This window comes from Cyclobacterium sp. 10D3-21 (assembly GCF_055809755.1).
In genome coordinates this window covers 6,589,649-6,603,174 of record NZ_CM147924.1, presented here as the reverse complement: position 1 = coordinate 6,603,174, position 13,526 = coordinate 6,589,649, and the positions used below count along the sequence as shown (strand labels likewise).

Below are 13,526 nucleotides of genomic sequence, written 5' to 3'. Positions count from 1 at the left end.
GCAAAATTTCCTTAACTTTCGATTTATTTTCCAACAGGCACGAAATGAGTTGTAATATATTAGCAATAGAATCCTCTTGTGATGAAACGTCAGCATCAGTGATTTCTGATGGCAAAATACTTAATAATATTGTCGCCACGCAATCTGTTCATGAGAAATATGGTGGGGTAGTTCCAGAATTGGCTTCTAGAGCACATCAGCAACACCTTATTCCAGTTGTGGCAGAAGCCTTAAAATCTTCAGGAATCAATAAAAATGAATTGAGTGCTGTAGCTTTTACCCGTGGACCAGGATTAATGGGTGCACTTTTGGTAGGGGTCTCATTTGCCAAGTCATTTGCTTATGCACTTGATAAACCTATCATTGAGGTGAATCACATGGAAGCGCATGTCTTGGCACATTTTATCGATTCTCCTCAACCTACTTTTCCTTTTATTTGCCTTACCGTAAGCGGGGGACATACCCAACTCGTGTTGGTCAACAATCCATTGGAAATGGAAGTTTTAGGGGAAACCGAGGATGATGCCGTAGGCGAAGCATTCGATAAAATCGCAAAAATCATTGGTTTGCCGTACCCCGGTGGTCCCCATTTGGACAAGCTGGCAGCAAAAGGGAATCCACTTGCCTTCCCTTTTCCACTATCGGATATGAAAAGGCTATCTTTTTCCTTTAGTGGCATAAAAACTGCAGTACTTTATTTCTTGAGAGACAACATAAAAAAAGACCCTGATTTTATTGCGAATAATTTGGAGGACATTTGCGCCTCAGTGCAGCATACGCTTATTAAGATGTTGATGCAAAAGCTGGTAAAAGCCACTAAAGAAAGGGGCATTAAAGAAGTGGCCATTGCTGGAGGGGTATCCGCTAATTCAGGACTCCGGCAAACCATTTTAGAGGAAGCAAAAAAATACCAGTGGAATGTTTATCTTCCCAAACTGGAATACTGTACAGACAATGCGGCAATGGTGGCAATGGCAGCGCATTTTAAATATCAAGCCGGAATGTTTACAGATTTAAACGTCAGTCCATTGGCAAAATTGAAAATTGGAAATCATGGCTAAAAAGAATAAATTCGAGAAAATAATTAATATCAAAAACAAAAAGGCAGGTTTTGAATTTGAGTTTATTGATAAATATAAAGCTGGGCTGGTACTAAAAGGGACAGAAATTAAATCGATAAGGGAGGGTAAGGTTTCTCTTACCGAAGCATTTTGCTATTTTCGTAACAATGAACTTTTCATTAAGCAAATGCATATTGCTCCTTATACCTTGGCGGCTCATTTCAATCATGATCCGGTTAGAGAACGCAAATTGTTGTTGCAGAAAAAAGAATTAAAAAAGCTGGAAAATAAATTTGCAGAAAAGGGACTTACGATTGTTCCTATAAGGGTTTTTATCAATGACAATGGATTGGCTAAAATAGAAGTCGCCTTAGGAAAAGGTAAAAAGGTGCATGATAAACGACATTCACTAAAAGACAAAGATGCAAAAAGAGATCTCCAAAGAATGGAATTCTAATGCTGGGTGCGGTATCTGCAGGTTGTCGCTCCTCAGTGTTTTTAGGGAGCCTGTACTCGGCTCTGGGTTAAGTACCCAATTGCTTTTTGGTGAGTTGTACAATATCGTGCTCATTGGTTCAGATGACCAATGGTTGAAAATAGAAGGAGTAGAGTCGACTGGTTCCGGTTGGATCATGGCTTCTCAACACCATCCGCTCTCAAAGGATGAATTTGATTTTTTTGTGCAGTCCCCTCGACAAATTGTTTCCGAGGGAATTGGCGAAATTCGTTTAAAAGACAATACATTACTTTTACTTCCCGGTAGTCAAATCCATGCTGGACAAAATGAAATATTTGAGTGGGAAGAATCTATAAAATTTAACGGAATAAGTCATCCATTCGAAAAAAAGGCCTCTAGAGCAGAAATCATAGCTACTGCATTGACTTTCTTGAATGCACCATTTCTTCCTGGGGGAAGGAGCCTTTTTGGTCTGAATGCATCTTCCTGGCTAAATCTTATTTTTAAAATTAGTGGAGTGGTCCTGCCCAATGAGCTTTCTTCTTTCAAAAAAATTGGTAAGGATTGTAAGTTGTCAGAGATTCAATATGGAGACATTATAGTATTCGGCGCTAATCAAGGTATACCTTTTCAAGCTGGCTTATATATAGGTGAATGCGAAATTCTATGGGTAAGAGAAAAAGTAAAGACCGGAGCGTTTGATCCAGAAAAATGGGACAGGAATACCGAGCTTTACCAAACCATTCAATTGATGCATGTAAAAAACCTTGTGGATTGATGAAGGAATATTTGGAAAAAAAAGTACTTGTCCTCAACCTGGATCATTCACCCATAGGGGTAGTCAATGTTTATAAAGCATTTGTTCTGACTTATTTGGACAAAGCGACAGCCTTGGTTCAATATGATAACCTTCAAATAAGGACTGTTGATAGGGTATATGATTACCCTGCAGTTATTCGCCTCGATGATTATAAGAACATTCCGCATAAAGGGGTCTTGTTGAACAGAAATAATCTTTTTAAGCGGGACAATAATACCTGCCAGTACTGTGGATCGACTAAAGACCTGACTTTAGATCATGTAATTCCAAAATCCAAGGGTGGGAAAACTTCATGGAACAACCTGATTACTGCTTGTCATCGGTGCAATACGATTAAAGGGAATAAAACACCAGAAGAGGCAGGTATGAGCTTAAGGATCTTTCCTTTCAAACCTAATTTATCCTATTTTCTTGCAGATTATGCTGAGTTACATGCTGAAGAATGGATTCCCTTCCTTGCTATTAAGCAGGTATGATCGAAAGTGTCCAAATAGATTAAAGATCTTGATCTTTTGTTGACTTACAGTTTCTAATCCTAAATTAATTCGTAAATTTGCAATCCATTCGAGTGAATGGGCCTTTTCACAAGAGGATATCATTTATAAAAACCTCAGCCAGACGATCCTAAGGCTGTTGAAAATCAGGGTTATCTATTTATTATGTCAAATCAAGAAGATTTTAATTGGGAAAAATTTGAGACCAAGGGTTTCGGAGAAGGATACACCAAAGCTGAGAGAGCTGAGATGGAGAACCTTTACGACAATACCCTTACTGAGATTACAGAGAAAGAAGTTATCACAGGTACTGTTGTAGGTATCAATGATAAGGACGTAATCATAAACATTGGTTTTAAATCAGACGGACTTGTTCCACTGAATGAATTCCGTGATATAGAGGATTTGAAAATCGGTGATGAAGTAGAATTATTCATCGAAGAGCAGGAGAATTCATTGGGACAGTTGGTACTATCCCGTAAGAAAGCCAAGATGGTTAAAGCTTGGCAAACCATTGAAGAAGCATTGGAGCAAGACAATGTGATCGAAGGTTTAGTTAAGAGAAGAACCAAAGGTGGATTGATCGTTGATATTTACGGTGTAGAAGCTTTCTTACCTGGATCTCAAATCGATGTAAAACCTATCAGAGATTTTGATATCTATGTAGGTAAAAAGATGGAAGTGAAAGTGGTTAAAATTAACCATGCCAATGATAACGTAGTTGTTTCACACAAAGTCTTGATCGAGAAAGACCTTGAGAAACAAAAAGCTGAAATCCTTAACAACCTTGAAAAAGGTCAAGTACTGGAAGGAATAATCAAAAACATGACCAACTTCGGTGTATTCATCGATTTGGGTGGTGTAGATGGTTTACTTCACATTACAGACATTTCTTGGGGTCGTATCAATCATCCAGAAGAAGTACTTAACCTTGACGACAAAGTTCAGATAGTAGTACTTGATTTTGATGATGATAAGAAAAGAATTTCTTTGGGTATGAAGCAATTGACTGCTCATCCTTGGGATTCTTTATCAGCTACTTTGGAAGTTGGATCAAAAGTTACAGGTAAAATTGTAAACGTAGCTGACTACGGTGCATTCCTTGAATTAGCACCAGGTGTAGAAGGTTTGATTCACGTTTCTGAAATGTCATGGTCACAGCACTTAAGAAATCCAGCTGACTTTGTAAAAGTTAGTGATGAGATCGAAGCTGTAATCCTTACACTTGACAAAGACGAGCGCAAGATGTCTCTTGGTATCAAGCAACTTACTGAAGATCCTTGGACTAAGGCTGAAATGTCTACCAAATATGCTATCGGTACCAAACATAAGGGTATTGTTAGAAACCTTACTAACTTCGGTCTATTCTTAGAGCTTGAAGAAGGTATTGATGGTTTGGTTCACGTATCTGATTTGTCTTGGACTAAAAAGATCAAACATCCTTCAGAATTTGTGAAGGTTAGTGATGAGCTTGATGTTATCGTATTGGAATTGGATCTTGATAGCAGAAGATTGGCACTTGGACACAAACAATTGGAAGAAAATCCTTGGGATACTTTCGAAAATGTGTTCCCAATCGGATCTAAGCACAAATGTGCTATCATCTCTAAAAACGATAAAGGAGCTGTCCTTGAATTGCCTTACGGTCTTGAAGGATTCGCAACTACCAAAAATCTTGAGAAAGAGGACGGAAGTCAAGCAGAAGCAGGTGAAAGCCTTGATTTCACTGTGATTGAATTCTCTAAAGATGACAAGCGTATTGTACTTTCTCATACGGCTACTTTCAAAGAAGAAGCAATGCCTAAGCCAGGTGCTGCTAAGAAAGCAAGTCCTAAGAAGAAAGCTGCAACTAGCACTGATAGTGGAGCTGGAGCTGAAAAATCTACACTAGGAGATTTGGATGCACTGTCTGCATTGAAAGAAAAGATGGATCAGGGTAAAAAATAATTCACCCTTATTTATATAGTATTGAAAACACTAACTTTATCTAAGGTTAGTGTTTTTTTTGTGCCTTATGGATAGGTTTTTAGGTATCCAAATTGATATTGACAAGCCCTCCGTAAAAAAAATGACTATTTCCGGTTATAAGCAGAGTCATAGAAGTTGATAAGTAATGTTGTGTGGTGAATCCAGGGCAGCAATTTGTCAACCTTGCTTCTAAAGTTGGGCAAAATTACCTCTATAATTTTAGTGTTTTTTTATTTCTCTAATTCTTTGGATTCAGGCAACCATCATCTTTTTTTCTAGCTGCTTTATGTTTTTTGAAGTAAGGAATTGGAAGGATTTCTAGTGGCGTCAGCGCATTATAGATTGTTTATAGTCGCTTTTGGGATTAGGTTTTTCGGTCAATTGGCCTTCTCTATTGTTGTTTCCCTTCTTTAAACCAGGTGGATGGAGGACTGATTTTATTAGGTTTCCCTGCAACAAACTTCCTACTTATAGCTTTTTATGAATTTATCAGGGCCTGTTCCTATATAAGCTATTGTTGACAGTGTGTTTTAGATATGTAAAATAATTTTTAAATAAACATCAAAAATATTTGTTAGACTAATCTAACTTATTAATTTTGTGAGTATATAAAATTGAATAATATGAATCTAATAAAATATACCACATTTCTGTTTTCACTGATAGGTATGCTCACTTATCTTCAGGCGGAGGCACAGCAGAAAGGGGTTATAACCGGAAAAGTTGTGGATGAAAGCGGTGCTCCATTGGAATTTGCCAATGTGGGAATCCGTAAAATTTCTTTGGGTGGTATTACAGATGAAAATGGTTCTTTCCTTATTCAAAATGTTCCATTAGGCACACATTTACTTACAGCTTCCTTGATTGGTTTTGAACCGCAGCAAACCAAGGTTGAGATCATGGGGAATAAATTGTCACCAACTTTTAATTTTATTTTAAGTGAATCTACTGCTTCCCTTGGAGAAGTAGTAGTATCAGGTACAATGAAGGAGGTATCAAAATTGGATAGCCCGGTACCTGTAGAAGTGTACACAGCAAATTTCTTTAGGGCAAATCCTACCCCCTCTATTTTCGAATCCCTTCAGAATGTAAATGGCGTACGTCCGCAAATAAATTGTAACGTTTGCAATACGGGAGACATTCATATTAATGGTCTTGAGGGTCCATATACCATGGTTTTGATCGATGGAATGCCTATTGTGAGTGGTTTGTCTTCCGTATATGGTTTGACTGGAATTCCTCAGGCACTTATTGAAAGGATTGAGATTGTTAAAGGTCCGGCTTCTACTTTGTATGGTTCCGAGGCAGTCGGTGGGCTTATCAATATAATTACCAAAAAGCCTTCTTCTGCCCCCTTGGTGTCTGCCGATGTGTTCAGTACCGACTGGGGCGATGTCAATACTGATTTGGGACTGCGGTATAACCTGACGGAAAACACCCAAGGCCTTTTGGGGATAAATTATTTTAACTATCAAAACCCATTGGATAAGAACGGGGATGGCTTTACTGATGTGACACTTCAAAATAGGATATCTATTTTCAACAAATTGAATTTTAATAGAAAATCTGGAAAAAACTTCTCAATAGCAGGGCGTTATGTCTATGAAGACAGATGGGGTGGCGAGATGGACTGGACTTCTGAGTACCGGGGTGGGGATGAAATTTATGCCGAAAGCATTTATACCAACCGCTGGGAAATGTTTGGTGTATATCAATTGCCTGTAGATGAGCGAATCAATTTCCAGTTTAGTACCAATGGGCATAACCAAAATTCCGTCTATGGGGATTCACCATTTATTGCGGATCAATACATTGGTTTTGGTCAGTTGACTTGGAACAAACCCTTGGAACATCATGATTTATTGTTTGGGATGGCATATCGGTACACTTTTTATGATGACAATACGCCAGCCACAACTGCAGCAAATAGCTTGAACGAACCGTCAGTCACTCATCTTCCAGGCGCATTTCTGCAGGATGAAATTACTTTAAATGATACCCATAAGTTATTATTAGGTATGCGGTATGATTATAATAGTTTACATGGGGGTATCGTTTCCCCAAGAATAAATTATAAGTGGACTTCTGATAACAAGAACAATGTAGTTCGTATGAGTGTTGGAAATGGTTACCGGGTAGCCAATGTCTTCACTGAGGACCATGCAGCCCTAACGGGGGCTAGAGAAGTAGTGTTTGAGGGGGAACTTGATCCAGAAACTTCGTGGAATGCCAACTTAAATGTGGTTAAGAAAATTTACACCGCCAGTCAGGTATTCATAAGCCTGGATGGATCTGCCTTTTATACTTATTTTAACAATGCCATTTTACCTGATTACGAAACTGATCCTAATAAAATAATTTATGGAAATCTGGATGGGTATGCGGTATCAAAGGGGGCCTCACTAAATGTAGAAATGTCCTGGTTAAATGGCTTTAATATTATTGCTGGTGGTACCCTAATGGACGTATCAGTAACCGAAAATAACGAGACCTACAGGCAGTTACTTACTGAGCGATTTAGTGGAGTATGGAGTATCGGTTATACCATTCCCTCGTTAGAATTGACAGTAGATTATACTGGAAACCTTTATGGACCTATGCGATTGCCTTTATTGGGTGAACTTGACGATCGGGCTGAATATTCTCCTTGGTACAGCTTACAGAATTTACAACTTAGCAAACGTTTAACTTCAAAATGGGAAGTGTACGGTGGAGTAAAGAATATTTTGAACTTCACGCCGGCAGCCAATAGTATTGCCAGAGCTTTTGACCCTTTTGATAGGAATGTTGTTTTTGTAGGGGATGGGCAGGTAGTTCCGACACCTGAGAATCCTACAGCACTTACATTTGATCCATCTTATGTGTATGCACCAAATCAAGGAAGAAGAGCCTTTTTAGGAGTTAGGTTTACGATTGATTGATGAAGTGGATAATAATCATATGGGCCGTTCTATTGATGGCATCTTGTGCTGAGATTTCCCATGGCCAAACTTTGCCATGGACTTCAATAGAACATCTTGGGGATAGCTTAAGGGCTAAGCCCAAGCCATTAATGGTTTTTATCCACACGGATTGGTGTAAATACTGTAAGATGCAAGAAAACATAACCTTTAAAGAGCAGGAGGTTATTGATTTACTTACAGAAAAATTCTACTCCCTTAAAATTGATGCTGAAGACGAAAGAACACTGACTTTTATGGGGCGGGACTATGAATCCGGTTCCGCAGGGGATTTTCATTCTTTGGCCGGGATGCTGGGGAAGGAACATGGGAAGCTGCTGTTGCCTACTACGGTGTTTTATTTTCCAGTTACTCAAACCTTCAATAGATTTCAGGGATTGCAGCGTACAGAGGATTTGATATCATTTATCCAAGAATTGGAAAAAGGTCTACCTTGATATAAATGGGTGAAAATTAATAAATTGAGGCGTATTTTAATGTGGGAAATCCGCTAAAATAGCTTGCAAGCTAAAGAATAAATCCTGCTCTAAAGTCCTCAATCTATTTCTAAGTAAAGTCCTTTAGATTTAATGGATAAAACCCCTGAAAACCTTAGGGTTGCCTGCAATTTTTTGTAGTATGTTTGGTGGAATGTGTGATTTTTTATTGGCCACCATTGTGATGCCTGAGTTATTTTTACCATCATTAACAGTATTGCCTTTTTAGAGGATAGTAAAAGCGATTTTATATTAAATCAGTTTGAATTTAACCTGAATTATGCAATTGCAATCAGAAAAATCTGCAAAGACCTTCTTTAGGAAACGATTTCATCCAATAATAGGTATTCTATAACCTAATTTAGGTTGTATCGTGGTGTGGCCCATTTTCTCTAGAATAAGAGCATAAAAAAAGGCATCCTTGAACAGGATGCCTATTGAGGTCGAGAGCGGATTCGAACCGCTGTACAAGGTTTTGCAGACCTCTGCCTAGCCACTCGGCCACTCGACCTTTTCAATTACCGAAGCGCAAATCTAGGCATTTATAGTTGGCTTTTCAAACGTTACCGGTAAAAAATATCAGGAGTTTTATGCCAAATGCTCAGGTAAAATTCCCTTTGAAACGAAATGTTAATAGTTGTGGACGAGATTATTTTTTAAATTAATAAAAAATGAACTTATTTATAACTGTTCTAAATTAAATATTACTTCATAGATGCCTATTTAAACCACTGTAAAACAAGTATTTAAATCCTATATTTAGTTTTTGATCTCCAAAATTGTTCTAGGTCTTTCAAGTTTGAAAAATAGAAGTTGGGTGGTACATTTGTGGGGAATTTGTATTGCACTGAGAAAATCTGAAAAAAGTACACATAACTATGTCGATCAAACGCTCATTATTAGGGGTTTCAATTCGCGTATGCCATCTGATGGTCTTGATATTCCTATTTTCAGGGATTCAGGCATATGCGGTGGACCCTGAAATTCCGGATAGCGAAGAAGCTATATCCGCGGGTCAGTCCATTTTTAATGCCAACTGTAAAACCTGCCATAGACTGGATCAGAAATTGATCGGTCCTGCTCTTAGGGGAGTTACTGATAGGAGGGAGTTGGACTGGGTAAAACAATTTATTACCAACTCACAGGTATTGGTTCAAGGGGGAGATGCAACTGCGGTAGCTCTTTTTAAAGAATTCAATAACACGGCCATGCCGTCTCATGATTTTTTGAGTGATGCTGACCTAACGAATTTACTTTCCTACATTGAGTTCGGTGACAAAGCCGATCCAGCTGCGGCGGCCACTGCTACTGAAGGTGGTACTGCTACGGGATCGGGTGGAGGAATTCCTAACGAATACCTTACCATAATTCTGGTAGTTCTTGTAATCGTACTTGTTCTTGTTTTGGTTGTATTGGGACTTATTGTTTCAGTATTGACAAAATACATGAACAAAAATGAGAATTTGGATGAGGATGATAAGGAATTTATCAACCAAAAAACAGATTATAAGGGTATTTTCAAAAGTGATGGTATGATCATCATTGTCACTACCATAGTGCTTGCATTTGTGGTGAAGACAGCCATCAATGGTTTATACACAGTAGGTGTCCAACAAGGATATGCGCCAAGCCAGCCAATTGCCTATTCCCATGAATTACATGCTGGACAGTATGAAATTCCTTGTCAATACTGTCATACAGGAGTTGAAATCGGAAAGTCTGCAAATATTCCTTCCGCAAACATCTGTATGAACTGTCACATGCACATTCAAAATGTCGGTGGCAAAGAAGGCGTTTCTCCTGAGATAGCGAAAATATACGATGCAGTAGATAACAATCAACCTATAGAATGGGTAAGGGTGCATAACCTTCCTGATTTGGCTTATTTTAATCATTCTCAGCACGTTGTTGTAGGTGGCATTGAATGCCAAACATGTCATGGACCTGTAGAAGAAATGGAAGTTGTTTCTCAATACAGTGCATTGACCATGGGTTGGTGTATAGATTGTCACAGAAATACTGATGTCTCCACACAGGGCAATGAGTATTACGACAAACTTGTGCAATTGCATTCTGAATCCTCCAACGATGCTTTGAAAGTCAAAGACATTGGAGGTCTGGAATGTGCTAAGTGTCACTATTAAATCTTTACGAACATTCTTTTCTTTAATATAAAATGAAAGAAAATAAAAAGACATATTGGAAAGGGTTAGAGCAGCTGACAAACGATCCCGAGTTTGTTAAAAATGCTGATCAGGAATTTCCTGGCTTTACCTCAAAAAGTAATCAAAAGGAAGATGGAAGTTCCACTAGAAGGGACTTTCTAAAAATGATGGGTTTCAGTGTGGCTGCGGCCTCACTGGCAGCTTGTGAGGCTCCGGTTAGGAAAGCCATTCCTTATGTTAACAAACCTGTTGATATCAATCCTTCTATTCCCAATTATTACGCATCTACCTTTTCAAAAGGTGGAGACTATGCTTCTATTGTGGTTAAAACCAGAGAAGGTAGGCCGATAAAGATTGATGGGAATAAATTGTCACCGATTACTAAAGGCGGTACAAATGCTATCGTTGAAGGATCCGTATTGTCACTTTATGATGATGCAAGATTAAAAGGTCCTCAAATCGGTGGTAATTCGGTTGAATGGGCAGCACTAGATGGAGAACTTCCTGCAAAGCTTAAAAGCGCTGGAGCAATTAAAATAATCAGTAACACTATATTATCTCCTGGTACCAACAGGGCGATAAGAGCATTTGCTGATCAAATGGGTAATGTAGAACTCATTACTTATGATCCTATTTCCAACTATGGTATCACCAAAGCGAGTGAAACCTATTATGGAAGCAGTATACTTCCTTCTTATCATTTCGATGAGGCTAAAATAATTGTCAGCTTTGGAGCTGATTTTTTAGGTTCATGGATTTCTCCGATTGAATTCGCGAGACAATATGCTCAAGGAAGAAAGATTTCTAAGGAAAATCGCAATATGTCAAGGCATTTCCAGTTTGAGTCCACGCTATCACTTACTGGATCAAATGCCGACTATCGTACACCAATCACTGCATCCCAAAGTGGTCTTGCGGTATTGTCTCTGTACAATCTAATAGCAAAAAAAGCTGGAGCAAGCACTGCCTCAGGTGCTAATTTAGAAATAAATCATTTAGCAAAAGCTGCCAACGAACTGTGGGCCAATAAAGGCAAGTCTCTTGTAGTATCTGGATCAAATGATCCAAATGTTCAAGTGATTATCCACGCAATCAATGAGCTTTTAGGAAACAATGGAAGTACAGTAGACTTTCAAACGCCAGTATATTTCCGTAAAGGAGATGACAACAGGATGAAGCAATTCGTAACCGAATTGAATGCTGGAAAAGTTGGTGCTGTAATTTTTTACAATTGCAACCCTGTTTATGACTTCGGTGGAGGGCAAGAAATTGCTGCTGCTATAAGTAAAGCTAAGGTCTCTGTTTCCACTTCTGAAGTGAAAGATGAGACTGCTTCACTGGTACAATACCTTGCGCCTGATCATCACTTCCTTGAATCCTGGAATGATTTTAATCCTAGAAAAGGAGTTTACAGTTTGGCTCAGCCAGTAATCTCTCCATTGTTTAATACCCGTCAGGCAACTGAAAGCTTTTTAAAGTGGGCAGGAAACAATACCTCTTATTATGATTTTCTTCGCGAAGACTGGGAAGCTACTTTTACTTTCCAAGGATTAGAAGGTGATTTTCAATCTTTCTGGGATAAATGTCTTCATGATGGGGTCTATGAAATGGCCAATACTTCAGAAGACAGTGAAACCAATGCCCCTCTTTCAGTAACTGGGGATATAAATGCTTCTGCTTCAGCAATAGGTAAATCCTATCAGGCTCAGGGTTCAGGTGCTGAACTTATTATCTACACCAAAGTAGGTATAGGCTCTGGTGCATTTGCAAATAACCCCTGGCTACAGGAAATGCCAGATCCAATTTCAAAAGCTACCTGGGACAATTACCTTACGGTATCTCAAAAGTGGGCCAATGCAAATGAGCTGAAAATGTTTGAAGGAGGAACCAAATTGGCAAATGTTTCTGTCAATGGTCAAACTTTTACTTTGCCAGTTTTGGTTCAGCCAGGACAAGCAGACGGTACATTTGGTCTTGCTTTGGGTTATGGAAGAACAGCAGCTGGTAGGGTCGCTAATGGTGTAGGTTTTAATGCCTATGCTTTAATGAATGCCAATAAAGGATTTGTTGATTACGATATTACAGAAGGTGTAAGTATTAGCCTAACGGATGAATCTTACAAAATAGCGCAAACACAAACGCACCAGACCTACATGGGAAGGAATTTTGTTGTTCAGGAAGCTACTTTAGGTGAATACCAAGAGGATGCTAGTGCTGGTAGGTATCATCCTGAGATTTATAAAGACGGTGAATTCGTTAAGCCAAGTAAAATCTCACTTTGGTCAGGCCACAAATACAGCCAACATCATTGGGGATTGGCAATAGACATGAACTCCTGTATAGGATGTTCTGCTTGTACTGTTGCTTGTCAGGTAGAGAATAACGTAGCCGTTGTAGGTAAGCAGGAAGTTCTCAATAGGAGAGAAATGGCCTGGATAAGAATAGACAGGTACTACAGTTCTCCTGTAGAAGCTTCTAGTACTTCTGAACTTGAGGAAGCAGCGGACAATCCTGAGGTTGTTTTTCAACCAATGATGTGTCAGCATTGTAACAATGCACCTTGCGAAACGGTGTGTCCTGTAGTGGCAACCACGCATAGTTCTGAAGGACTCAATCAAATGACTTATAACCGTTGTATTGGTACTAGATATTGTGCCAACAACTGTCCTTATAAGGTAAGAAGATTTAACTGGTTTAAATACCACGACAATAAAGATTTCGCAGGAGTAAATACCGCTCAAAACGATGATTTGGGTAAAATGGTACTTAATCCTGATGTGACAGTAAGAGCTAGGGGTGTAATGGAAAAATGCTCCATGTGTGTTCAACGTATTCAGGCTGGGAAACTGACCGCGAAACGTGAAAACAGGAAGGTGAAGGATGGTGATATAAATGTTGCTTGTGCAGTATCTTGTCCTACTGAAGCGCTTGTTTTTGGTGACATGAATGATGCTCAATCCAAAGTGTCACAAATGTTGAAAATCGAAGAAAACAATACAGACGCTATTAAGGAGGTAAATGAAGAAAGGGCCTACCACGTGTTAGAGGAGATCAATGTCAGCCCTAATGTTTGGTATTTTACCAAAATCAGAAATAAGGACAAAAACGAAGCTTAAAAAATAAAA

The 13,526-nt window shown here is 38.9% G+C and carries 9 protein-coding genes and 1 tRNA gene; 9 read left to right on the top strand and 1 reads right to left on the bottom strand.

All coding sequences use genetic code 11. The features are described 5' to 3' along the window. Positions 1 to 44: 44 nt before the first annotated feature. The 7 genes from tsaD to AC0L7T_RS25725 all read left to right on the top strand — a co-directional run bounded on the left by tsaD (position 45) and on the right by AC0L7T_RS25725 (position 8,197). The gene (gene tsaD, locus AC0L7T_RS25755; RefSeq protein WP_473339475.1) at positions 45 to 1,061 is read left to right on the top strand and encodes a tRNA (adenosine(37)-N6)-threonylcarbamoyltransferase complex transferase subunit TsaD; all 1,017 of its coding nucleotides are present in this window, start codon (positions 45 to 47) and stop codon (positions 1,059 to 1,061) included. Beyond that, the gene (gene smpB, locus AC0L7T_RS25750; RefSeq protein ID WP_473339473.1) at positions 1,054 to 1,518 is read left to right on the top strand and encodes an SsrA-binding protein SmpB; all 465 of its coding nucleotides are present in this window, start codon (positions 1,054 to 1,056) and stop codon (positions 1,516 to 1,518) included. The genes tsaD and smpB overlap by 8 nt, the downstream gene beginning before the upstream one ends. Then, on the top strand, positions 1,484 to 2,296 hold the full coding sequence (locus tag AC0L7T_RS25745) for an NlpC/P60 family protein (protein WP_473339471.1): 813 nt from the start codon (positions 1,484 to 1,486) through the stop codon (positions 2,294 to 2,296). The genes smpB and AC0L7T_RS25745 overlap by 35 nt, the downstream gene beginning before the upstream one ends. A gap of 11 nt (positions 2,297 to 2,307) precedes the next feature. Next, complete coding sequence (locus tag AC0L7T_RS25740; protein ID WP_473343401.1) at positions 2,308 to 2,814, top strand: HNH endonuclease; 507 nt, start codon at positions 2,308 to 2,310, stop codon at positions 2,812 to 2,814. 183 nt (positions 2,815 to 2,997) lie between these two features. Then, the gene (rpsA, locus tag AC0L7T_RS25735) at positions 2,998 to 4,779 is read left to right on the top strand and encodes a 30S ribosomal protein S1 (protein ID WP_473339470.1); all 1,782 of its coding nucleotides are present in this window, start codon (positions 2,998 to 3,000) and stop codon (positions 4,777 to 4,779) included. A gap of 644 nt (positions 4,780 to 5,423) precedes the next feature. Next, positions 5,424 to 7,721, top strand: a complete 2,298-nt coding sequence (locus AC0L7T_RS25730; protein WP_473339469.1) for a TonB-dependent receptor — start codon at positions 5,424 to 5,426, stop codon at positions 7,719 to 7,721. Then, a complete protein-coding gene (locus AC0L7T_RS25725) occupies positions 7,721 to 8,197 on the top strand; it encodes a thioredoxin family protein (protein ID WP_473339468.1) in 477 nt (158 codons plus the stop codon). Before AC0L7T_RS25730 ends, AC0L7T_RS25725 begins: the two co-directional genes overlap by 1 nt. A gap of 479 nt (positions 8,198 to 8,676) precedes the next feature. Here AC0L7T_RS25725 and AC0L7T_RS25720 read toward each other — a convergent pair. Further along, a tRNA-Cys gene (locus tag AC0L7T_RS25720) sits at positions 8,677 to 8,747 on the bottom strand. A gap of 367 nt (positions 8,748 to 9,114) precedes the next feature. Between AC0L7T_RS25720 and AC0L7T_RS25715 the strand changes: the two genes are divergently transcribed. Together AC0L7T_RS25715 and AC0L7T_RS25710 are read left to right on the top strand one after the other, a co-directional pair. After that, on the top strand, positions 9,115 to 10,380 hold the full coding sequence (locus AC0L7T_RS25715) for a c-type cytochrome (protein ID WP_473339467.1): 1,266 nt from the start codon (positions 9,115 to 9,117) through the stop codon (positions 10,378 to 10,380). 32 nt (positions 10,381 to 10,412) lie between these two features. After that, the gene (locus tag AC0L7T_RS25710; protein ID WP_473339466.1) at positions 10,413 to 13,517 is read left to right on the top strand and encodes a TAT-variant-translocated molybdopterin oxidoreductase; all 3,105 of its coding nucleotides are present in this window, start codon (positions 10,413 to 10,415) and stop codon (positions 13,515 to 13,517) included. Positions 13,518 to 13,526 lie beyond the last annotated feature (9 nt).